Genomic DNA, 22,517 nt, shown 5'->3' with positions numbered 1-22,517 from the left:
CTCCCCTGAAGGGGAGGGGCTTATCCGCAACCCTACGCCGCCACCTTAAACCGCAGCAGCTTGTCCTCGACCGGGATCAACGCCTCCGCCCCCGGCCCGACCGCGCGGATGATCTCGGGATGATCGACATCGAGACCGCCGGTCAGCGCCCCGAACGCCGGCAGGATCAGCTTGGTCGACGTCGCCACGAAACAGATCCGCGAGACGTTGCGGCCGCGCACGCGCAGCCGGAGCTTGGGATGGAAATGCCCCGACAGTTCGGGCCGCGGATCGCGCGGGCTCGCCTCGTGGCGCAGCACCAGCCCGTCGACCACCGCCTCGTCGACCACCACGCCGCCGCAATGATCGACCAGCCCAGCCTCGTGCCCCGCATCGTGATTGCCCGTGATCCACGTCCAGCGCGCCGCACGGGTCAGCGCGCGCAGCGTCGCCTGCGCCGCGGCGGGCAAGCGCTCGCAGCCCTTTGGGTCGTGGAAACTGTCGCCGAGGCACCAGATCTCGCGTGGCCGCAGCGCCTCGACCACGGCACTCAGATCGGCGAGCGTCGCGAGCGAATCATAAGGCGGCAGCATCTGCCCGCTCCGCGCGAACCAGCTCGCTTTCTCGAAATGCAGGTCGGCCACCAGCAACGCCGCGCGCGCCGGCCAGAAGACGGCGCCGCTGCGCAAGGCGAGCAAGGAATGGCCGCCAAAGCTGAAAGGGGCGAACGAACAGGGAACCATGCCCCCGCCTATGTCGCAATCGATGCAGGCTTGCAACGCTGTCCCGGCGAGCGACGGCCCCCGCCGGTTAAACCGCTTGCGCAAAGGCGTGACGGGCGTAAAGCGCGCCGTCCTCTTCGGCGAGCCATTACCCCCTTATGACCTCTGCCACCGACAGCATTGTCGCCAAAGCCACCCCCCACCCCGCCCTCGTCGCGTTGACGATCGGTGCGATCGGCGTGGTGTTCGGCGATATCGGCACCAGCCCGCTCTACGCCTTCCGCGAGGCGCTCAACCTGACCGCCAAGGACGGGCTCGACCCGAGCGAGATCCTCGGCGTGCTGAGCTTGGCGATCTGGTCGCTGATCCTCGTCGTCACCGTCAAATACGTCATCTTCCTGATGCGCGCCGACAATCAGGGCGAAGGCGGCGTGCTCGCGCTGACCGCGCTGGCCAGGCGTGCGCTCGGGCGAAGGTCGCTGATCGCGCTGGTGCTCGGCGCGGCGGGGGCGTCGCTCTTCTATGGCGACGCGATCATCACGCCCGCGCTGTCGGTACTCTCGGCGGTCGAGGGGCTCAAGACGATCCCGGGGCTTGGCGGCATGTTCACCGACTCGGTGATCCTCGGCGTGACGATCGTCATCCTAGTAGCGCTGTTCTTCATTCAGAGCCGCGGCACGGCGAGCGTTTCGGCGCTGTTCGGCCCGGTCTGCATCGTCTGGTTCCTCGCGATCGGCGCGCTCGGGCTGTGGCACATCACCGACGAGCCCTCGATCCTGCGCGTCATCTCGCCGCATTACGGCGCGATCTTCCTCGCGACGCACGGCGTGACCGGGCTGTTCGTGCTCGGCGCGGTGTTCCTCACCGTCACCGGCGCCGAGGCGCTGACCGCCGACATGGGGCATTTCGGGATCCTGCCGATCCGCATCGGCTGGTTCGTGCTCGTCTTCCCGTGCCTGATCCTCAACTATCTCGGGCAAGGCGCCTACGCCCTCAACGCGCTCGAGGCCGCCGCCGCGGCGGGCAAGCCGTTCGTCAATCAGGACTGGTTCTTCCTGATGGCGCCCGAGGGCGTGCGGCCGTGGCTGATCGGCCTCGCGATGATGGCCACCGTCATCGCCAGCCAGGCGGTGATCACCGGCGCCTATTCGCTGACGCAGCAGGCGATCCAGCTGGGACTCCTCCCGCGGCTGCGCATCCGCCAGACCTCGGCGACGCAGGCCGGGCAGATCTACCTCCCCTCGATCAACTGGCTGCTGCTGGTCGGCGTGCTGGTGCTGGTGATCCAGTTCCGCACCTCCTCGGCGATGGCCGCGGCGTACGGCATCGCGGTGACGGGGACGATGGTGGTGACGACGCTGCTCGCCTATATCGTCGTGCGGCATCGCTGGAACTGGGGGCGCCCGCTCGCGCTCGCCGTGATCCTGCCGTTCCTGACGCTCGACCTGATCTTCTTCGGCGCGAACATCCTGCGCGTGATCGAGGGCGGCTGGGTGCCGCTGGTCGTCGCCGCGGTGATCGGGCTGATCATCTACACCTGGAACCGCGGGCGCGGGATCGTCCGCGAATTCGAGCTGCGCCAGAGCGTTCCGCTCGCCGACCTGGCGGCAGCACTCGCCAAGCGCCCGCCCGAGCGCGTCGAGGGGACCGCGGTGTTCCTCACCGCCAACCCCGACAGCGCCCCTGGCGCGCTGCTGCACAATCTCAAGCACAACAAGGTGCTCCACGAGAAGAACCTGATCGTCAGCATCCGCACCGCCGACCGCCCCTCGGTCGAGCAGGACGAGCGCGCCGAGATCCGCCCGGTCGATGCCAATTTCACGATCATCGTGCTGACCTATGGCTTCATGGAATCGCCCGACGTGCCGCGCGACCTGGGGCTCGAGGCGGTGAGCCACAAGAAGTCGCTCAACCCCGCCAAGACGAGCTATTTCATCGGCCGCAACACGATCAAGCCCGCTGCCGACCAGGGCATGCCGCTGTGGCAGGACCGGATCTTCATGTTCCTGCAGCGCAACGCGAGCGACCCGACCGACTTTTTGCGCATCCCGCCGGGGAAGGTGCTGGAGTTGGGGGAGCAGGTTACGGTTTGATTTAGGCGCTGGGGTTGCGACGAGTTGAGGGGTGGTTGACTCGATTGACCCCTAGACGTGATGTTTGCGGGGGCGATTGTTTCCGTTTTAGCGATGATCTTCGATAAGACTGCCTAGCCGGCGCCGAAGTTCAGGACAGCAGACATCTGCTTGCCTATCGAACACGCCTTGAGGGTGTGAACCAAACGCACCAAAGCCTGGCGCGACTCGGCCACCGGTTGAATTGACGAGTTCAAAGAGCGTTTGGAGGCAGTCTCTCAAAAACGCGGCATGTAGGACAGCATCTTTTTCTATGCCGTTTTGACGCTCAATTTCAAATTCACCGACGACCGGATCGAAGCTCGCGTCAATCCTTTGCTTTCGAGCTGGGCATGGTCTGACCAAGTTCGATGCTACGATCCTTCGCGATAAGCTGCAGCGGTGGCGGAGCCGGCTTCTACGGCGTTACCGCCGGCTTATTTGGCGATATCGGATTTCGCCCGCGAGTCATGGCTTGCTCCGGATTTGCGGCTTCGAACTCGTGCCCCAGAAGCTTGCGCCTTCGGTCACCAATTGTGATTTCGGCGGAACCGGACGCGGCGGCGGGCTTGGCCTTGCCAAATCTTTCGATGGTTCCGAGCGTGGTGGATGTGACATCCGTCGGTGCTCCTCGTGCGGCGCCAGCGCCAGCTATGTGCGTATGGACGAATATAGTGGCTTCGCACGCAAACGCGAGAACAAAGCCCAAAAGCATGAACAGCAAAACCTTTGTCCGAGCTTTGAGTTTCGCTGCATTATGCGTGAGGTTGGTGGCCGCGGCGCTCCCATATTGATCGATCATAAACAGTCTAACGTCGGTCAGCGTCTTTGCATCCAGATCGCCGGGCGGTACCCCACTTTCGGCATGATACTCCGTGATCTGCTCGGCATAGTCTCGAATGGCGAAGTCGGGAGCGGGGTATTCATATTCTCTGGGCCGGAGTACCACCCAAAACCATCGCAAGGTCCAAGCCATGCTCAGCGTCGCAGCGGAGAGCAACGTGATCGTCGCGGCGGTGTAATAGGTACCGTTCCACGCAGGTGCGTCAACGGCGGACTTTCCGACGATCGTCGCGACAAACGCGAATATCGCCGCGAAAAACGGCAGCGACCGCCAAACCGATTCGTCCAGTTCGGACTGCCGCTTGAACGACTCGGCCGCTAGATCGCCAAGATACTTGATCGTATCTGGCCCAAGGTCGAGCCTAGTATAGTCTGAACGGTGCAGATCAGAGCAGTCCGGCTCGGGCGACCTTCGCTCTCGCCACATGCCTAACCGTTTGGCGAATGCGACAAGGATTTGCCGAGGCGATCTCACATGAAAACCCTTTGGCCGACATTGCGAGTGACGTTGGTCTTCTCATAGCTAAAATGATGCATTGTCACGCATATTCGACGACGCAGTGTTTCGGCTCATCATCAAAATGCCCTCATCACCGCCTCAATCGGGAGAAACAGCGTCCGACTCTCCGCCGGAAACTCAACAAACTCCGCGCACGCCAAATAAAGCCGCTTCGCCGCCGCGCTCTTCGCTTGGACCAACACCGCGCCGATCCCGATATCGCGCGAGGCGTGCGCGATGCGGCGGAGCGCGTCCGCCAGCAGGTCTGCGCCCAACCCTCGCCCCGCATGGCTGCGGCTCACCGCCAGCCGGCCGATGATCGCGACCGGGATCATGTCGGGGGCGTTGCGACGCACCGCGCCCGGCGCCGCGCCGCGCGCGACCGAGCCCGCGAGCAGGCAGACATAGGCGACGACGCGATTGTCCTCGCAGACGACATAGGTGCGCGAGAAGCGGCTCTCGTTCTTCAAGGCGCGCTGTTGCAGCCACAGATCGAGCGCGGGTTCGCCGCAGTCGAAGCCGCTGCAATCATGCGCCGCGGTCAGCGGGACCGGCGGCGATAGCGTCATGCGCGCGGCTCAGGCTTCCCAGGCCGGCTTGCGGCGCAGCAGCGCGCGCAGCTTGGGGTCGGGCTTCGGCGGCGCGTCGAGCGCGGCGGCGAAGGTGTCGTAGGCGTCGGGGGCGAGGACGAACAGGCGCTGGTCGAGCAGCACGTCGATCGCCTGCGCGCGGGCGCTGTCGATCATGAACTCGGTGCGGGTCTTGCCGAGTATGGTGGCGGCATCGTCGATGAGTTGGCGGGTCTGCGCTTCGATGCGCAGGTTGATGCTGCCTTTGGTCTCGGACGCGGCTGGTTGGGCGCGGAAGGGGACGTTTGCGTCGGAAAGGGCGGTGCCTTTTGCCATGGGGCGAATATGGCGGACGTATCTACAATGTCAATACGGGCGATGTCGCCCTCCGCTCGCGCCGGCCCCTTTCGTCACCCCGGGCCCCTACCCATCACCCCCGGGCTCGTCCCGGGGTCTACCGTGCCGCATGAGCTGCCATCGTGGGTCGCGTGGCACGGTGGCCCCCGGCACAAGGCCGGGGTGACGGAGGGGGGGGCGGGACGCGGGCGTGACGGATGCGAACGTTTGGGGAGCGTTCGTACAGCCCTCGGGAGAGACAGACGGGAGAGCGCTGGCAGCGCTCCCCCTCCCCCGCAGAAACGTCGCGCGCTTTACGGCCGCAACACCACCTTGATCACGCCGTCCTCCTTGTCGCGGAACTTCTTGTACATTTCGGGCGCGTCCTCGAGGCTCGCCGGGTGCGTCACGACGAAGCTCGGGTCGATGTCGCCCGCCTCGATCCGCGCGAGCAGCGGTGCGGTATAGGCCTGGACGTGGGTCTGGCCGGTCTTGATCGTCAGCCCCTTGTTCATCATCGCGCCGAGCGGGACCTTGTCACCCATCCCGACATAGACGCCCGGGATCGACACCGTGCCGCCCATCCGGCAGCTCATGATCGCCTCGCGCAGCACGTGGATGCGATCGGTGGCGAGGCCGACCGCCGCCTTGGTCTTGTCGAGCACCGCATCGAAGCTGCCATGGCCCGACGCCTCGGCGCCGACCGCGTCGATGCAGCTGTCGGGGCCGCGGCCCTTGGTGCGGAATTGCAGCTCGTCATAGACGTTCTCGGTCTCGCTGAAGTCGATCGTCTCGGCGCCGCCGGCCTGCGCCATCAGCAGCCGCTCGGGGACTTCGTCGATCGCGATGACGCGGCCGGCGCCGAGCATCAGCGCCGAGCGGATCGCGAACTGACCGACCGGACCGCAGCCCCAGATCGCCACCGTGTCGCCGGGTTCGATCTGCGCATTTTCAGCGGCCATATAGCCGGTCGGGAAGATGTCGGAGAGGAACAGCGCCTGTTCGTCGGTGACGCTGTCGGGCACCTTGATCGGGCCGATATCGGCCATCGGCACGCGGAGGTATTCGGCCTGGCCGCCGCAATAGCCGCCCAGCATGTGGCTGAAGCCGAACAGGCCGGCGGGCGAATGGCCCATCGCCCTGATCGCCAGCTCGGCATTGGGGTTGGTGCGCTCGCACGCCGAGAACAGGCCCTTGCGGCAGAAGAAGCAATCGCCGCAGCTGATCGTGAAGGGGACGACGACCCGGTCGCCGATCTTGAGGTTGGTCACTTCCGAGCCCAAGGCTACGACGACGCCCATATTCTCGTGGCCGAGAATGTCGCCCGACTGCATCGTCGGCTGATAGCCGTCGAGCAGATGGAGGTCCGAGCCGCAGATCGCGCAGGCGGTTACCTTGATGATCGCATCGCGCGGATGCTGGATTTCGGGGTCTTTGACGGTGTCGACGCGAACGTCGCCTTTGCCGTGCCATACCAATGCGCGCATGTTTCGTCTCCGGTCGCTGGGGGCTTCCGCCGGGGGTGCGGAAGTGTGTTTCAGGCGGCCCAACGCGTCAGGGTGCGGAATAGGGGGCATAAGGTTTTGTTTTTTAGGCTGATCTCGATCACGTTCGGGATGACGCACGCGCTGCGTAACCTCGGATAAGGCGCGGCCCCCGCCCCCCGGCGTCACCCCGGCCTTGTGCCGGGGTCCACCGGGAGGCGCGTCGTGACGACGCAGCACATGCGGCGCGGTGGGCCCCGGCACGAGGCCGGGGTGACGGTTTGGGGCGTGGCGGAGCGGCCGCTAGCCGGCGTAGGCCTTGACCAGATCGAACAGATAATCGCGCCCGTCATACAGCGACTTGACGTTGATCCGCTCGTTGAGGCCGTGCGCGCGGTTGAAGTCGCCGGTCATGAAGATGCCGGGGACGCCGTAGACCGGAATGCCGATGCCCTCGAAGAAGATGCCGTCGGTCGCGCCGGTCGACATCAGCGGCAGGATCGTCAGCCCGGGGAAGTGCCTGGCGGCCACCGCCTGCGCCGGGCCCATCACCTTGGGGTCGAGGCTGGGCGGGACGGCGACCGGGCGGACGGGGACGTTGGCGCTGACCTTCACCGCGGCGCCGGCAAGCTGCTGCAGCTTGGCGAGCGTGCCCTCCACCGTCTCGCCCGGGAAGATTCGGCAGTTGACGTTGGCGGTGGCGCGCTGCGGGAGCGCGTTCTCGGCATGGCCGGCGCTGAGCAGCGTCGCGACGCAGGTGGTGCGCAGCGTCGAGTGGAAGGTCTTGTCGGTGCTGACGATCTTGTCGGCCGCGGTGTCGGCGGGGTTGGCGACGAGCTTGAGCATCGCGTCGCGCATCTCGGGCTTCTGTGCGAGCGCGGCGCCCTTGAAGAAGGCGCGCGTCGTGTCGGTGAATTTGATCGGGAACTCGTACGCGCGGATCGCCTCGAGCGCGTCGGCGAGCTGGTAGATCGCGTTGGTCGGGACGGGTTGCGAGCTGTGGCCGCCGGGGTTGGTGGCGGTGAGCGTGAAGTTCTGCGCGGCCTTCTCGCCGACCTGCATGAACATCGCGAGGCGCTTGCCGTCGTCGGTCATCTGCCCGCCGCCGCCTTCGTTGAGGCCGAATTCGGCGGCGATCAGGTCGGGCTTGTTCTTGGCAAGCCACTGCGCGCCGTTGAAGGCGAAGGTGGTCTCCTCGCCGCAGGTGAGCGCGAGCTTGATCGTGCGCTTGGGGCGGTAGTTTTTGGCCTTGAAGCGGATCAGGCTGTCGGCCCAGATCGCCGCCATCGCCTTGTCGTCGGTGCTGCCGCGGGCGTAATAGTAGCCGTCCTCCTCGATCAGCTTGAACGGGTCGCGCGTCCAGTCCTCGCGCTTGGCCTCGACCACGTCGAGATGCGCGAGGAGCAGCATCGGCTTGACCTTGGGATCGCTGCCTTTGAGGATCGCGACGAGGCCGCCTTCCTTGGGATGATCGGGCACGCTGAAATAGGTGAGGTCGGCATCGGCGAAGCCTGCCGCCTTGAGCCGAGCGCCGATCTGCGCGGCGGCGGTGGTGCAGCTGCCCGAGGACAGCGTGGTGTTGGTCTCGACCAGCTCCTTGTAGAGGCCGAGATAGGCCTTCTGGTCGGGCCGCTCCTGCGCGCTCGCGGCGGTGGCGAGCAGGCTGGTGGCGAGGATCGTGGCGATGCGTGCGAACATTGGGGCCCCCCTGTGTTTGGCACGAGGCTAGCGTGGTTGCGGGCGAACGCAACGGGGCGAGGTAAAAGCCCCTCCCCTTCAGGGGAGGGGTTGGGGTGGGGAAGTGACAGCCGTTGGTCTCTGCGAGGCGTCCCCCACCCCCATCCCCTCCCCTGAAGGGGAGGGGCCAAGAGCGTTATGGCACCTTCGGCTGCGCGAGCCGCAGCTCGCGGTTGGCGAAGTCGATCCGCACGCGCCCGAACAGCCGCAGCGCGTCCATCCCGAGCAGCAGCGCCGGCCGCTCGCGCAAGCCGAGCCGCGCGAAGGGTGCAGCATCGACGAAGGCGACGGGGAGATTAGCGAGCCCGACCTCGCCGATCCGCACGCGGTCGAGCAGCGCTTGCTCGGCCTGGAGCGATGCCCCGGTGACGCTGAGCAGGCTGACCGCGGTCAGCGCGGCGTGCCCCGGCGCGGCGAGGCGACGCAGCGCGAGGTTGCCCATGCTGGTGTCGGCGCCGGTGTCGATCACGACGCGCACGCTACGCCCGCGATAGCTTGCATCGGTCACGACCAGCTGGCCGAGCTGGTTCCTTGCGTGGATGACGATGTCGTCGGGGCCGAAGCGTTCCTTGCGCAGCCGCTTGGTCGAGGGGATCACCGTCATCGTCTGCGCGGCGAAGTCGATCGTCACGGCATGGCCCTGCAGCGTGTCGATCCCGACCAGCCCGGCGGCGCCGAGATTGCGGCCGAACAACGCCGGCGCCTCGATCCCCTGCGTCGACAGCCGCGCCCCCGCGAGCGGCGAACCGATCCGCAGATCGGGGATGACCACGGTCGCGAACTGCGCCGAGCCCGCCATCGCGGTGACATGGACGCTGCGTCCGGGCGCAAGGCCGAGCGTGGTCGCGAGCTCGCGCGCGATCACGGTGCGTTCGGCGCCGGTGTCGACGACGAAGCGATACGGGCCGGCCGGGCCGATCGTCACGGGCACCGTCATGCGCAGGCCCTCGGTGACGAAATCGAGCTGGTCGGCTGGCGTTTGCTGCGCATCGTGCTGCGCAGCAGGATCGGGCGGGGGCGGAAGCACGGGTTGGGGCGTGGCCAACGCTGCGGCGAGCGGAACGGCTAGAAGCAGCGCCAAAACCATGCGCGCAAACTACGCCCGATTCGGCGGCTTCACAAGCAGCTGACTGGCCCCACCCACTCCGTCACCCCAGCGAAGGCTGGGGTCTCGTGATGCTGGCGCGGTGCGGGTTGCCGGGAGATCCCAGCTTTCGCTGGGATGACGGTGGTGGGGATGACGATCGTTGGGCGGCTAATCGGGCCGCATCGCCTCCGCCGCGAGCGCTTCGGCTTCGATCAGCAGTGCGTCGTCGGCGAGCCCCGTGGCGATCTTCTCGCGCCCGATCAGCGTGAGCACGGGCACTGCCAGCGGCGAGACGCGCTCGAGATCGACGTGGAGCATCGTTTCGGCGGCGCGGTCGAGCAGGTCGGCGAGGCGCCCGACATCGGTCATCCGCGCGCGAGCGTCGGCCCAGGCGGCTTCGAGCAACAGGTGGCCGGGCTCGTATTTGCGCAGCACGTCGTAGATCAGGTCGGTCGAGAAGGTGACCTGCTTGCCGGTCTTGCGCTTGCCGGGGTGCTGGCGCTCGACGAGGCCGCCGATGACGGCGACTTCGCGGAAGGCGCGTTTCAAGAGTGCCGAGCTCTGCACCCAATCGACGAACTCGTCCTCGAGAATATCGGCGGAGAAGAGCGACCCCGGGTCGATGATCTTTTCGAGGCCGTAGCAGGCGAGCGCATAATCGTTCGAGACGAAGCCCATCGGCTTGAGCCCGAGCGTCTCCATCCGCCGCGTGACGAGCATGCCAAGCGACTGATGCGCGTTCCAGCCCTCGAAGCTGTAGGCGACCATATAGTGGCGGCCCTCGCGCGGGAAGGTCTCGACCAGCAGCTGGCCGGGCGCCGGGAGCGTCGAGCGGCGCTGCTGCATCTCGAGCCATTCGCGCACGTCGTCGGGGAAGCGCGGCCACTCGCCCGGAGTCGCGAGGAAACCGCGGACGCGTTGCGCGAGGTTGGTCGACATCGCCATGCGCGAACCGCCATAGGTCGGGATCCGCGCGGGCCGCGCGGTCGCGCGGACGAGCAGATCCTCGGTGTCCATGCCCATCACCTCGAGGCTCATGCCGGCGAAGAAGAAGGTGTCGCCAGGGCTGAGCGTGGCCGCGAACCCCTCCTCGACCTTGCCGAGGCTGCGGCCGTTCTTGAAACGGACGGTGAGCATCGTCGCCTCGACGATGATGCCCGCGTTCAATCTATGTTGCGCAACAAATTTCGGGTGACTGACCCGCCACAGGCCGTCGGTGTCCTGCGTCAGCCGCTTAAACTTGTCATAGGCCTTCAACGCATAGCCGCCGTCGCGGATGAAGCCGAGCACGCGGCTGAAGGTCTCGTCGGTCAGCGCCGAATAGGGCAAAGCCGAGCGGATCTCGTCGAGCATCTCCTCCTCGCGGAAGGGGGCCGCACAGGCGCACGCCATGATATGCTGCGCGAGCACGTCGAGCCCGCCCATGCGGAACACGTCGGGGTCGAGCTCGCCTGCCTCGACCGCGTCCAGAGCGGCGCGCGCTTCGAGATATTCGAAGCGGTTGCCGGGCACGAGCACCGCCTCCGACGCCTCGTCCATGCGGTGATTGCTGCGCCCGATTCGCTGCAGCAATCGCGACGATCCCTTCGGCGCGCCCATCTGGATCACGCAATCGACATCGCCCCAATCGACCCCCAGATCGAGGCTGGCGGTGGCGACGAGCCCGCGCAGCTTGCCGTCGGCCATCGCACCTTCGACTTTACGCCGTGCCTCGAGCGACAGCGAGCCGTGGTGGATGCCGATCGGCAGGCTCATCGCATTGACCTTCCACAGATCCTGGAAGATCAGCTCGGCGAGGCTGCGCGTGTTGCAGAAGACGATCGAGGTCTTGTGCGTCTCGATCTCGGCCATCACCTGTTCGGCGGCGTAGCGGCCCGAATGGCCCGACCAGGGAACGCGCCCCTCGGGGAGCAGGATCGCGATATTGGCGGCGACGCCGGGCTCGCCCTGCACCAGATCGACCGTGTCGATATCGCCATCGGGCGCGAGCCAGGCGCGATAGCCGTCGGCGTCGGCCACCGTCGCCGACAGCGCGACGCGGCGCAGATCGGGGGCAAGGCGCTGCAAGCGGCCCATGCACAGCGACAGCAGGTCGCCGCGCTTGCCGGTGGCGAAGGCATGGACTTCGTCGACGACGATCGTCCTGAGGTTTTCGAAGATCAGCCCGCTGTCGGGATAGCTGAGCAGCAGGCTGAGCGATTCGGGCGTGGTGAGCAGGATCTGCGGCGGCTTGATCCGCTGGCGCGCCTTGCGGTCCGACGGCGTATCGCCGGTGCGCGTCTCGACGCGGATGTCGAGGCCCATCTCGGCGATCGGGGTCAGCAAATTGCGCTGGACGTCGACCGCGAGCGCCTTGAGCGGCGACACGTAGAGCGTGTGAAGGCCTTGCGTCGGGTTCTCGATCAGTTCGGTCAGCGTCGGGAGGAACCCCGCGAGCGTCTTGCCAGCACCAGTGCTCGCGACGAGCAGGCCGTGATGCCCGGCGCGCGCGACGTCGAGCATGTCGAGCTGGTGGGCGCGGGGAGCCCAGCCCTTGGCGGCGAACCAGTCGGCAATCGGGGCGGGAAGGTCTGATACGCTCACACCCCGATATGGGGTGCGCGACGCGGCAAAGACCAGCCCCGCGCGTCGGCGATCACGGAATTGCGCGAAACTCGCTGTAGCTGGTGGCGGTTCGCATCGTTCCGGCCTTGCCCATCATCGCCCCGGTCAGCGCGCTGGTCGCGTCCGACGGGACCGCGGTTCCGTCGGCGAGCACGCGGTAGCGCTGGTCGACCGTGATGCTGCGCAGCGAGGCGACGAGCATGACGCTGAAGCTCTTGTTGGACGTCATCCGCACGCGCTCGACGAACGGCACCGCGCCGCTGGTGTTGACCAGCGCTTCGACCTGCGTGTCGGCGGACGCGTCGTGCGACCCGATCTTGAACGTGCCCGCCGGCAGCCGCGCGAACCGATAGAGCACGCCACCGCCGTCGTCTGTGCGGGTCGCAGGACTGCCGAACCACTTCGCCAGTTCCGCGTAGGACGGGATAGGCCCGTGATTGGCCTTGCGCGACGTCGCGATGTCCTTGGGCGTCGGCGCGCGGCCATCGATGCTGATCAGCGACCAGCGCTCTGCGGCGGGGCGGCTGGGATCGAACTGCTCGACATAGGTTTTCCGCGGCGCGCCGGTTCGCTCGAACGCCAGCGTGCGGCGGAAGGCGTGGCGCATGGTCGGCGTGGCGCGGGCGGCCGCGACGATCCTGGTCTGGAGCGCGTCGGCGTGGGCGGCGGTGACTGGCGTGGCCGTCGCCAGCGCGATCGTACCGAGCGCTAAGATCGTGCTGCGATGGCGGGTCGAAAGGGCGGAGGGCAAGGGCGCGCAGATCATGCCGCATCGGTCCTACAGCAATACGGCCAATCCAAGGCGCTCCTCCTATTGGGAGCGCACCCAAATCCCTCTCCCTGTGGGCGCAGCGGGTGAGCAGCGCCCCGCGCTGTTCAGTCCATGCCGGGGGCATGGCCGACCCGAAACTCCTCTCCCGATGGGAGAGGGAGATTTGGAACCAGAACGCCTCCCACCCATATAGTCACCGATGGCAAAGCTCGGCGACTGGATCGAACCCCACCCGCACGGAATCTACGTGAAGCCCGCCGACGTGTGGGTCGACCCGTCGCGCCCTTCCCCCGTCGCGCTCGTCACGCACGGCCATGCCGATCACGCGCGCGGCGGGCACGAGGCGGTGTGGGCGACGCCCGAGACGCTCGCGATCATGGACGCCCGCTACGGGCCGCAGGCCGGCCACGCGATCGCGTATGGCGACAGCCATACCTTCGGCGACGTCAAAGCCACCTTCGTCCCTGCGGGCCATGTGCTCGGCTCGGCGCAGATCCTGCTCGAATATCGCGGCGAGCGCGTCGTCGTGTCGGGCGACTACAAACGCCGCGCAGACCCGACCTGCGCCGGCTTCGAGCCCGTCAAGTGCGACGTGTTCATCACCGAGGCGACGTTTGGATTGCCCGTCTTCCGCCATCCCGAGACCGGCGACGAGATCGACAAGCTGACCGCCGCGCTCCACGCCAATCCGACGCGCTGCGTGCTGGTCGGCGCGTACGCGCTCGGCAAGGCGCAGCGCGTGATCGCCGAACTGCGCGCGCGCGGGCATGACGCGCCGATCTACATCCACGGCGCGCTCGAGAAACTGTGCGCGCTGTACCAGGCGCACGGCGTCGAGCTCGGCGAGCTGCGCCCCGCGACGGTTGCCGCCAAGGCCGAGATGATGGGGCACGTCGTCATCGCCCCGCCCGGCGCAATGGCCGATCGCTGGTCGCGCCGCCTGCCCGACCCGATCACCGCGATGGCGAGCGGGTGGATGCGCGTGCGGCAGCGTGCGGTGCAGCGCGGGGTCGAATTGCCGCTGATCCTGTCCGACCATGCCGATTGGGACGAACTCACGACCACGCTCACCGAGATCGCGCCCAGGGAAGTGTGGGTGACGCACGGCCGCGAGGATGCGCTCGTCCATTGGTGCCAGACCCGCCAGATCAAGGCGCGTGCGCTCGCGCTGTCGGGCTATGAGGATGAGGACGACTGAGCGAAGTGCGCTGGACGGCGTTTCCGGCGCGGCATAGAGTTCGATGCGTTGGGGGAAAACAGCATGGCACACCGAACTCTGCGCGCCGCTCTCGCAGGCGCACTGCTCTGTGTCGTGGCGCCGGGCACCGCGCAGGCCAGCAGTTTCGGCGATGCGCTGTCGAAATGCCTGGTCGATCATAGCTCGCAATCCGACCAGACGCTGCTCGTGCAATGGGTGTTCTCGGCGATCTCGGCCGGCCCCGCAGTCAAGCGCCTGTCGTCGATCACGCCCGCGCAGCGCGAAGACTTCAATCGCCGGACCGCGGCCCTGTTCAATCGCGAGCTTACCGTCGAGTGTCGCGCGCAGGCGATCGAAGCGATCCGATACGACGGCACGCCGGCGATCGCGGCAAGCTTCGGAACGCTCGGCGGCGTCGCCATGCGCGGCCTGATGAGCGATCCGCTCGTACAGAAGGAACTCCAGCAACTGGGCAGCTTCGCCGATCCCAAGGCGCTCGGCGCGCTGATCGGGGAAGCCCAGGGCGCAAAGCCGACGCCCCCCGGCAAATAGCGGGCGCAACGTTCGAGACGGTCCAAGGCGTTACATCCGCTCGCGCTCCCTGTTGGACGTGGGCGCGATCTGCGGCCGCGCGTCGGTTGGAAACGAGCCGGGACATGGGAGTGCGGGCGCGGCCCTGCTGCGCGTATTTTGCCACTCCCCGGCCTCCCGCAACAAATCTGTCACATATTTTAAATTACCGCTTCACAGATGTGCAGCAAATATGTCATCTTTCTGTAACAGACCAAATAGGAGACTGATGATGACCATGAAATTCGCTATCGCCATCCTTGTCGCAGCCGCGGCCGTCGCCCCGGCCGCAGCCTCGCCGGCGCGCAACCCCGCTGCCGCGGTGCATTCGCTCGAAGTCGAATCGCAGATGTCGCCGCGCGACGGCGGCGTCGCGATCGAACTCGCGGGCGCCTATCAGCGGTCGGGCCGGATCGCCGATGCCAATACCGCGCTGCGGCGCGCGCTCACGCTCGACAATACGATGCTCGAAACGCCGACCGGCGATGCGATCTGGTCGCACCAGGTCGCCAAGCGCGCGCTCGCCGGAACGGTGACGCTGACCTCGCGCTGAGCCCGTTGCCGGCCTGACCTCGGTCCGGCCGGCTCCGCTCCTGTCAGGCGCCCTCGAGCGCCCGCGCCCGCCGGCGCTGCACCGACGATCCGATCCCGAGCGCCTCGCGATATTTCGCGACCGTGCGCCGCGCGATGTCGAAGCCCTTGACGTTGAGCAGTTCGACCAAAGTGTCGTCGGACAGGATCTTGTCGCCCTCGCCCGCGATCAGCGCCCTGATCGCCGATTTCACCGCTTGCGCCGACACCGCATCGCCGCCCTCGGACGACTGGATCGCCGAGGTGAAGAAATATTTGAGCTCGTAGAGCCCGCGCGCGCACGACAGATATTTGTTGCTGGTGACGCGCGACACCGTCGATTCGTGCATCTCGATCGCATCGGCGACCTGGCGCAGCGTCATCGGTTTGAGATGCGCGACGCCGTGGAGGAAGAAGCCTTCCTGCTGCTTGACGATCTCGGCGGCGACCTTGATGATCGTGCGTTGGCGCTGGTCGAGCGCCTTGACCAGCCAGTTGGCGCTGGCGAGCATGTCGCCGAGCCACGCCTTCGACGCCTTGTCGCCGCGCGCGGTGGAGAGTTCGGTATAATAGCTGCGGTTGACGAGCACGCGCGGGAGCGTTGCCGCGTTGATCTCGATTCCCCAGCCGTCCTTGCGCCTGGCGACGAACAGATCGGGCACCACCGCCTGGGTCGGCTCCCCGCCGAAGCGGCAGCCCGGCTTGGGATCGTAGTTGCGCAATTCGCGGATCATGTCGGCGAGATCCTCGTCGTCGACGTTGCACAACCGCCGCAGCCGCGACAGATCGCCGCGCGCGACGAGATCGAGATGGTCGATCAGCCGCGCCATGCACGGATCGTAGCGGTCGGCCTCCTTGGCCTGGAGCGCGAGGCATTCGGCGAGATCGCGTGCGCCGACGCCGGTCGGCTCGAAGGTCTGGATGATCGCGAGCACCGCCTCGACTCGCACCAGCGGCACGCCGAGCCGCGTCGCGATGTCGAGCAAGGACGCGGTGAGATAGCCGCATTCGTCGATCTGGTCGATCAGATGCGCGGCGATGAACAGGTCCGCGCCGTCGACCGCAGTGCCAGCCTGCGCGAGGAGGTGGTCGGAGAGGCTGAGCCCGGTATCGGCGAACCCGTCGAAATCGGGGCCATCCTCGCCCGCCCCGCCGCCGCTGCTGGCGCCGTTGAGGCCGAGCGACCCGTCCATTCCGGCGCCGCCGGCCTGATCGGCCGGGCTGTCATGGTGAAAGCTTTCCGCGGTGAAATCGACGTCGAGCGAGGCTTCGCCCGAGTCGCCGCCATCGCGCAGGAGTTCGTCGGCGGTGGCGGGTTCGTCGCGGAGCGGGGCGTCGGCCTCGCGTTCCTGCGTCGGGCCGTCATCCTCGGGGGCGCTCGCTTCGAGCAACGGGTTGCGCTCGATCTCCTCGGCAAGGAAGCCCTCGACCTCGAGGTTCGACAGCGCGAGCAGGCGGATCGCCTGCTGGAGCTGCGGCGTCATCACCAGCGATTGCGACTGGCGGAGATCGAGGCGCGGGGCGAGACTCACCGATTCGTCGCCCCGGCGCAGGCCGGGGCCGCTGCGTTTGACGCGCCCGCCCCGCCAGACAATTCAGCGGCCCCGGCCTGCGCCGGGGCGACGAAGGAGGTGGCGTCCGGCATGATCAGAGCGAGAAGCCCTCGCCGAGATACAGCCGCCGCACGTTGGCGTCAGCCACCAGCTCGGCGGGCGAGCCGGTGAACAGCACGCGGCCGTCATAGATGATGTACGCGCGGTCGACGATCTCGAGCGTCTCGCGCACGTTATGATCGGTGATCAGCACCCCGATCCCGCGATTCTTCAGCTCGCAGATCAGGTCGCGAATGTCGGCGATCGACAGCGGGTCGATCCCCGCGAAGGGCTCGTCGAGCAGCATGATCGACGGATCGGCGGCAAGCGCGCGCGCGATCTCGGCGCGGCGGCGTTCGCCGCCCGACAGCGCCATCGACGGCGAATCGCGCAGCCGCGTCAAGCCGAACTCGTCGAGCAACGTGTCGAGCCGGAGCTTGCGCTGCGCCGCATCGGGCACCGCCAGTTCGAGCACGCTGAGGATATTCTGCTCGACGGTCAGCCCCCGGAAGATCGAGGTCTCCTGCGGCAGATAGCCGAGCCCGAGGATCGCGCGGCGGTACATCGGCAGGCCGGTGATGTCGTTTCCGTCGAGCATGATGCGGCCCGAATCGGGCTTCACCAGCCCCATCACCGAATAGAAGCAGGTCGTCTTGCCCGCGCCATTGGGGCCGAGCAGCCCGACCACCTCGCCCTTGCCGACCGACACCGACACGTCGGTCAGCACGCTGCGCTTGTCGTACGACTTGGCGATCGACACCACCGACAGCCCGTCATTGACCGGCAGCTCGGCGATCGGCGGCGCGGTGTCGAGGGTCATGGTGTCGCTCATCGGGGCGTGCTCGCAGTTTAGAGTTAGCGAAGGGTTAACCGCACGGCATCTGGCAGGCTTCGTGCATGACTATACGCCAATCCGGCCGCGCGCGAAAGCGGCGGACGGCGAATCGCGCCGCTTTCGCGTCAGTTACGCTTGGGGACCGAGAAGGTCCCGCTGACGCGGCCGCCGCTGCTCGTCGTGGTGCCGGCCTTGCCGCCAGCGCCGCCGCCACCGACCGAAGACCCGTCGATCACCGCACGACCGGTATCGAGGTTGATCGTCAGCCGCCCGCCGTTGACGGTGTTGTTCTGCTGGGTGAGCGTCACCGCGCCGAGCATCGTCACGACGCGCTTGTTGAGATCGTACACGCCGAAATTGCCGCGCGCGGTCTGGTCGGGGCGCGTCACCACGACATTGCCGGCGGCATCGAGCCGCGAGACCTGCGGGCTGCCATCGACCACCTGGCCGGTATAGGCGACCGTCATCCGTGCCGCGGTGAGCGTCATCTCGGCTTGCTTGACGACGACGCTGCCGGTGAGCAGCGCGCGATTCGCCTTGTCCTGCAGCTCGATGTGATCGGCCCCGAAGTTGATCGGCGCGGCCGAATTGTGCGCCGTCTGCGCGCGCACGCCCCCCGCTCCCGTGAGAGCGAGCGAGACGGCGAGAAGGGCGGGAAGGCGCTGCATCGGGACTATCTCTTCTTTCGCGGGATGATCTGCAAGTGCGCATTGCCATCGAGCCGCACGATATGATTGACCAGATCGGCATTGAGCTGGTTGCCGCTGAAAGTGCCCTGCGGCACCGACCCCGTCACCGCGCCGCCGCTCTTCATCGTGCGGGTCTTGAGATCGACCGTCGAATCCTGCGTGATCAGCCGATAGCCGCCGCTGCCGTTGACGCGCACCGGCCCGTCGATCGTCACTTGCTGCTTGTCCATGTCGTAATGGCCATGCTCGCCGACGATGTTGGCGGGGCCGTCCTTGAGGCCGATCTCGGCGGTCAGCTTCTCGAGCTTGACGATCGGCTCGGCCGAACTCTTCTGCACCGCCGAGCCCGCGGTCAGCGCGAAGGCCTGGCCCTTGTCGTCCTCGCCCTTGTAGCTGGCCGACTGGACACGCAGCCGCTCCTTGGCGACCTCGACCTTCTTCTTGTCGAGCAGGAAGCTGACGTCGCCGCCCGAATAGAGCGGCAGCACGACGACGAACGCGGCGAGCACGCCGATCAGGATCGGCAGCACGATGCGCAGCAGGCCGATCACGCGATCGTGGCTGCTCCCCGGCGCCGCCCAGATTTGCCGCGAATCGCGGATCGCGCGCGCGTCAGACATGGCGCTGTTCCTCGCCGCGGCTGGCATTACATGTGCGCAAAGATGTCGACTTCCGGCCAGCCGGCAATGTCGAGCTCGGCGCGCCACGGCAGGAACGCGAAGCACGCCTGCGCCAGCTCCATCCGGCCTTCGCGGACGAGGCGACGATCGAGCTCCTCGCGCAATGCATGGAGGAAGCGCACGTCGGAGGCCGCATAGTCCTTCTGCGCGTCGCTCAGCACCGGGCCGCCCCAGTCCGAGGATTGCTGCGCCTTGGAGATATCCTGGCCGAGCAGTTCGCGCACCAGCTCCTTGAGCCCGTGGCGGTCGGTATAGGTGCGCACCAGGCGCGAGGCGATCTTGGTGCAATAGACCGGCGTCGCGGTCACTTCGAGATAATGGCTGATTGCGGCAAGATCGAACCGCCCGAAGTGAAACAGCTTCACGCGCGCCGGATCGGCGAGCAGCGCGCGCAGGTTGGGCGCGGCATAATCGCTGTCGGGCGCGAAGCGCACGAGATGCTCGTCGGGCCCGCCATCGGACAGCTGGACGAGGCAGAGCCGGTCGCGCGGCGTGATCAGCCCCATCGTCTCGGTATCGACCGCGATGTCCGCTCCAGGCGTGAACAGATCGGCGGGGATGTCTTCTTCATACAGATGTACAGTCATCGCCCGGCCCTAGCGGCGAATCCCGCCGCGCTCAATGGCTGGTCGTGCCGCGAGATGTTCCGGGCGGATGCCTCCGCCCAAGTTCGGCCCGAACCGGCCTTAACATAAAGCAGCTCTGTGTCACACGCGGTTAAGAACCGTGATCTACCCGCCCGGCGGATATGGTTAAACACATGCTCTCGTACCGCCTCCATAGCCTGGTGGCCCGGTTGATGCTGCCCGTCCTGGTGATGCTCTGCCTCGTCGCCTTGCTTGGCCTGATCAGCCTGGGAACGAGCAGCCGGCTCCAGGCCGCGCGCACTGCGCTCGACCGCAGCGCGCACTTCCATCTCGATCTGATCGAGGCGCGCTCGCTCAGCCGCTCGCTGCAGCGCGACGCGCTCAACCTGATCCTCGAGCAGGACCGGCGCGAGCTCGCGATCATCCACGCCAAATTCGCCGATCGATCGACCGAGATGCGCATTCTGCTGGGGACGCTGGTGCGCAGCCCCGGGTTCGACAGCCCGAGTCAGCGCGCCGCCTATCTGCACACCCAGGCGGTCGTGCTCGATCGGCTGTCGGCGGTTGCGGCGGCGATCGCGCACGGCGACGATGCCGGCGCGCTGCGCGCCTTCCGCAAGCAGGTCCGCCCCAACGAGCGGATCGCTTCGCGCCTCGCCGACGCGCTGATCGCCAAACAGGGCGCGCTCGTCACGCGGCTGCTCGCGCGCAGCCGCGACCTTGCGCGCGAAGGGCTGGTGGTAAGCCTGGTGGCGAGCGTGGTGCTGTTCGCGCTGGCGGCGGCGGCGACCTTGCTGATCGTCCGCCAGACCGTGGTCCGCCCGCTCGGCGACATCGAGGCCGAAATGGAGCGGGTCGCCGCGGGCGACGTCGAGGGCGAGACGCCGCATGTCGCGCGGCACGACGAGATCGGTCGGATGGCGCGTGCGATCGAGATCTTCCGCAGCTCGGTCTCGGAACGCGCGCGGCTTCAGGACGCGGCGGCGAAGCAGGCGCGCCGCGACGCCGAGCGCACGCTCGAACAGGCGCGCGCGGCACGCGCCGCCGACGCGGCCGATACCGCGCGCGATCGCTCGATCCGGATCGCCGCCGACGCGCTCGAGCGCCACACCGCCGACGCGCTCGACCATCTGCGCAGTTCGGCGCTGCAATTGTCGGGCGCGTCGAACGAGCTTGCCGGCCATTCGGCGCATGCGACGCACGAGCTGCGGGCGGTGGGCGACGCGGTCGCGCGCGCCGTCGGCGGCGCCGCCGACATTGCGGTGGCGACGAACCAGTTCATGCTCGCGCTCGGCGAATCGAGCGCCCGCACGCGGTTGTCCGCCGCGCTCACCGCCGAAGCGACCAGCGATGTCGCCGTGCTCGGCGCGCAGATGGATCTGGTGCAGGACAATGCGCAGAGCGTCGGAGCGATCGTCGACGTCATCGGCGGAATCGCCAAGAAGACCAATTTGCTCGCGCTCAATGCGACGATCGAGGCGGCACGCGTCGGCGAGGCGGGCAAGGGTTTCTCGGTCGTCGCGGGTGAGGTGAAGACGCTCGCCGGGCAGTCGGCGCGCGCAGCGGATGGGATCGCCGAGCGGATCGCGACGATGCAGACCGCGTCGCAGCTGGCGAACGACAGTCTGAAGCGGATCGGCGGCAGGATCGCCGAAATCGCGACCGGATCGGGGATCCTCGCGGTGGCGATCGAGGAGCAGGCGCAGAGCGGGACGATCATCGATCGCAACGTCACCGGCGCGGCGTCCGACCTTGGCGGAGTCAATGCGCGCGTCGCCGATGTCGCGGCGGCCGCGGGCGAAGTCGAAGGCTGGGCGTTCCAGGTTCGCTCGGACGCGCAGAAGGTCGAGGAAAGCGCCGCGGCGATCGCGCAGGCGCTATCGGCGTTCTTCGATCAGCTCCACGGCACCGAACAAAGAGGCGCCGAGCATAGCAAGGTCGCGGTGCCCGCCTAGGCGTGCGCTAGCCCGCCCGCGCGCGCCGCGCCACGATGTTGAGCCCCTCGACCACGCCCGAAAACGCCATGGCCGCATAGATATAGCCCTTGGGAACGTGGATCCCGAAGCCGTCGGCGATCAGCACCGCGCCGATCATCAGCAGGAAGCCGAGCGCGAGCATCACCACGCTGGGGTTGGCCGCGATGAAATTGGCGAGCGGGGTGGCGGCGAGCAGCATCACGCCGACCGCGACCACGACCGCGACGATCATCACCGGCAGATCGTCGGTCATGCCGATCGCGGTCAGGATCGAATCGATCGAGAAGACCATGTCGAGCGCGAGGATCTGCACGATCGCCATGCCGAACGAGATCGCCGCCGCGCCCTTGCCTTCGCCAGCGCCCGCTTCGTCGTGATTGATCGTGTGGTGGATCTCGGTCGTCGCCTTCCACAGCAGGAAGACGCCACCCGCGATCAGAATCAGGTCGCGGACCGAGAAGGCGGTCTCGAACGACGGCACGCCGTGCGAATCGGCCGCGCCGGTCAGCCCGAGATCGAACACCGGCTGCACCAGCCCGGCGATCCAGGCGATGATCGACAGCAGTCCGAGTCGCAGCACCAGCGCGAGCCCGATACCGACTCGGCGGACCTTCGCGCGCTGATCCTCGGGCAATTTGTTCGACAGCAAGGAGATGAACACGAGATTGTCGATGCCGAGCACGACCTCCATGACGATCAGCGTGGCGAGGGCAGCCCAGGCGGCGGGATCGGCGAGCAAGGTGAGGATCGACATGCGCCGAGTCTGTGCCGCGCTTGCCACAGCGGCGCAAGAAGCGTGTGATTCGTGCCGCATTTTGGACGAATTCATTCGCAGCGCTTGCCAAATTGCGTTACACGATTCGGTGGCACGATTGGTTTGGTGCCGAAACCCTGCGTCTTTCGTCCGACGCAACGGTTGCGATATCGATGTCGGACGAACCGGGAAGACGAACAGGGCATGAGTTTCGATAAAGGACGCCGCGGCGATCGTGGCGGGCGCGGGCGCGACAAGCGCGACGGTTTCGGCGATAGCGGCGGCTTCGACGGCGGCTTCGGCGGCGGTGGCGATCGTTTCGG

20 protein-coding genes are annotated in these 22,517 nt (G+C 67.2%); 5 read left to right on the top strand and 15 right to left on the bottom strand.

Translation table 11 applies throughout. The annotated features are described in order from the left end of the window. Nucleotides 1-32 precede the first annotated feature (32 nt). A complete protein-coding gene (pdeM, locus tag RH90_RS00375; protein WP_010183181.1) occupies nt 33-722 on the bottom strand; it encodes a ligase-associated DNA damage response endonuclease PdeM in 690 nt (229 codons plus the stop codon). 137 nt (nt 723-859) lie between these two features. On the opposite strand from pdeM, the gene RH90_RS00370 reads away from it, so the two are divergent. Beyond that, nucleotides 860-2,794 (top strand): potassium transporter Kup, encoded by a 1,935-nt coding sequence (locus RH90_RS00370; RefSeq protein ID WP_010183180.1) that lies wholly within the window; start codon nt 860-862, stop codon nt 2,792-2,794. Nucleotides 2,795-3,230: 436 nt separating this feature from the next. On the opposite strand, the gene RH90_RS00365 is transcribed toward RH90_RS00370, so the two are convergent. The 8 genes from RH90_RS00365 to RH90_RS00330 all read right to left on the bottom strand — a co-directional run bounded on the left by RH90_RS00365 (nt 3,231) and on the right by RH90_RS00330 (nt 12,737). Then, nucleotides 3,231-4,082: a hypothetical protein gene (locus RH90_RS00365; protein WP_010183179.1), complete on the bottom strand. Its 852-nt coding sequence runs from the start codon at nt 4,080-4,082 to the stop codon at nt 3,231-3,233. Nucleotides 4,083-4,231: 149 nt separating this feature from the next. After that, a complete protein-coding gene (locus tag RH90_RS00360) occupies nt 4,232-4,723 on the bottom strand; it encodes a GNAT family N-acetyltransferase (RefSeq protein ID WP_010183178.1) in 492 nt (163 codons plus the stop codon). Nucleotides 4,724-4,732: 9 nt separating this feature from the next. Next, nucleotides 4,733-5,059: a type II toxin-antitoxin system TacA family antitoxin gene (locus RH90_RS00355; protein ID WP_010183177.1), complete on the bottom strand. Its 327-nt coding sequence runs from the start codon at nt 5,057-5,059 to the stop codon at nt 4,733-4,735. 314 nt (nt 5,060-5,373) lie between these two features. Beyond that, nucleotides 5,374-6,546: a zinc-dependent alcohol dehydrogenase gene (locus RH90_RS00350; protein WP_010183175.1), complete on the bottom strand. Its 1,173-nt coding sequence runs from the start codon at nt 6,544-6,546 to the stop codon at nt 5,374-5,376. 300 nt (nt 6,547-6,846) lie between these two features. Continuing rightward, nucleotides 6,847-8,241 (bottom strand): M20/M25/M40 family metallo-hydrolase, encoded by a 1,395-nt coding sequence (locus RH90_RS00345; RefSeq protein WP_010183174.1) that lies wholly within the window; start codon nt 8,239-8,241, stop codon nt 6,847-6,849. Nucleotides 8,242-8,416: 175 nt separating this feature from the next. Further along, nucleotides 8,417-9,307 carry an aspartyl protease family protein gene (locus RH90_RS00340; RefSeq protein WP_232280274.1) on the bottom strand — a complete coding sequence of 297 codons (891 nt, stop codon included), beginning with the start codon at nt 9,305-9,307 and terminating at the stop codon, nt 8,417-8,419. 228 nt (nt 9,308-9,535) lie between these two features. Further along, nucleotides 9,536-11,923 (bottom strand): ligase-associated DNA damage response DEXH box helicase, encoded by a 2,388-nt coding sequence (locus RH90_RS00335; RefSeq protein WP_442852465.1) that lies wholly within the window; start codon nt 11,921-11,923, stop codon nt 9,536-9,538. A 79-nt stretch (nt 11,924-12,002) separates the two neighbouring features. Continuing rightward, nucleotides 12,003-12,737, bottom strand: a complete 735-nt coding sequence (locus RH90_RS00330; RefSeq protein WP_010183171.1) for a hypothetical protein — start codon at nt 12,735-12,737, stop codon at nt 12,003-12,005. A gap of 205 nt (nt 12,738-12,942) precedes the next feature. Here RH90_RS00330 and RH90_RS00325 point away from each other — a divergent pair, with 205 nt between their 5' ends. From RH90_RS00325 to RH90_RS00315, 3 genes are all read left to right on the top strand, one after another. Next, nucleotides 12,943-13,941 (top strand): ligase-associated DNA damage response exonuclease, encoded by a 999-nt coding sequence (locus RH90_RS00325; RefSeq protein ID WP_010183170.1) that lies wholly within the window; start codon nt 12,943-12,945, stop codon nt 13,939-13,941. A 63-nt stretch (nt 13,942-14,004) separates the two neighbouring features. Continuing rightward, on the top strand, nt 14,005-14,493 hold the full coding sequence (locus tag RH90_RS00320; RefSeq protein WP_010183169.1) for a hypothetical protein: 489 nt from the start codon (nt 14,005-14,007) through the stop codon (nt 14,491-14,493). 250 nt (nt 14,494-14,743) lie between these two features. Next, nucleotides 14,744-15,064 carry a hypothetical protein gene (locus tag RH90_RS00315; RefSeq protein WP_232280273.1) on the top strand — a complete coding sequence of 107 codons (321 nt, stop codon included), beginning with the start codon at nt 14,744-14,746 and terminating at the stop codon, nt 15,062-15,064. Between the two features lie 43 nt (nt 15,065-15,107). Here the strand turns inward: RH90_RS00315 and rpoN are convergent, their stop codons facing one another. The 5 genes from rpoN to RH90_RS00290 form a co-directional block, all read right to left on the bottom strand. Further along, nucleotides 15,108-16,613 carry an RNA polymerase factor sigma-54 gene (gene rpoN / locus RH90_RS00310; RefSeq protein WP_010183167.1) on the bottom strand — a complete coding sequence of 502 codons (1,506 nt, stop codon included), beginning with the start codon at nt 16,611-16,613 and terminating at the stop codon, nt 15,108-15,110. A gap of 115 nt (nt 16,614-16,728) precedes the next feature. Continuing rightward, nucleotides 16,729-17,505, bottom strand: coding sequence for an LPS export ABC transporter ATP-binding protein (lptB, locus tag RH90_RS00305; RefSeq protein ID WP_010183166.1), 777 nt, complete (start codon nt 17,503-17,505; stop codon nt 16,729-16,731). Between the two features lie 128 nt (nt 17,506-17,633). After that, complete coding sequence (locus RH90_RS00300; protein WP_010183164.1) at nt 17,634-18,176, bottom strand: LptA/OstA family protein; 543 nt, start codon at nt 18,174-18,176, stop codon at nt 17,634-17,636. Between the two features lie 5 nt (nt 18,177-18,181). Then, complete coding sequence (gene lptC, locus RH90_RS00295; protein WP_010183162.1) at nt 18,182-18,817, bottom strand: LPS export ABC transporter periplasmic protein LptC; 636 nt, start codon at nt 18,815-18,817, stop codon at nt 18,182-18,184. Nucleotides 18,818-18,843: 26 nt separating this feature from the next. Continuing rightward, nucleotides 18,844-19,464 carry a ribonuclease D gene (locus tag RH90_RS00290; RefSeq protein ID WP_010183160.1) on the bottom strand — a complete coding sequence of 207 codons (621 nt, stop codon included), beginning with the start codon at nt 19,462-19,464 and terminating at the stop codon, nt 18,844-18,846. 212 nt (nt 19,465-19,676) lie between these two features. Here RH90_RS00290 and RH90_RS00285 point away from each other — a divergent pair, with 212 nt between their 5' ends. After that, on the top strand, nt 19,677-21,419 hold the full coding sequence (locus RH90_RS00285; protein WP_037492578.1) for a methyl-accepting chemotaxis protein: 1,743 nt from the start codon (nt 19,677-19,679) through the stop codon (nt 21,417-21,419). Nucleotides 21,420-21,426: 7 nt separating this feature from the next. Here the strand turns inward: RH90_RS00285 and RH90_RS00280 are convergent, their stop codons facing one another. Continuing rightward, the gene (locus RH90_RS00280) at nt 21,427-22,194 is read right to left on the bottom strand and encodes a TerC family protein (protein ID WP_010183157.1); all 768 of its coding nucleotides are present in this window, start codon (nt 22,192-22,194) and stop codon (nt 21,427-21,429) included. Nucleotides 22,195-22,517 lie beyond the last annotated feature (323 nt).

Source organism: Sphingomonas sp. PAMC 26605 (genome assembly GCF_000241485.1).
Classification (GTDB): domain Bacteria; phylum Pseudomonadota; class Alphaproteobacteria; order Sphingomonadales; family Sphingomonadaceae; genus Sphingomonas.
The sequence above is the reverse complement of the archived record's forward strand: the minus strand, read 5'-3'. Positions and strand labels throughout refer to the sequence as shown.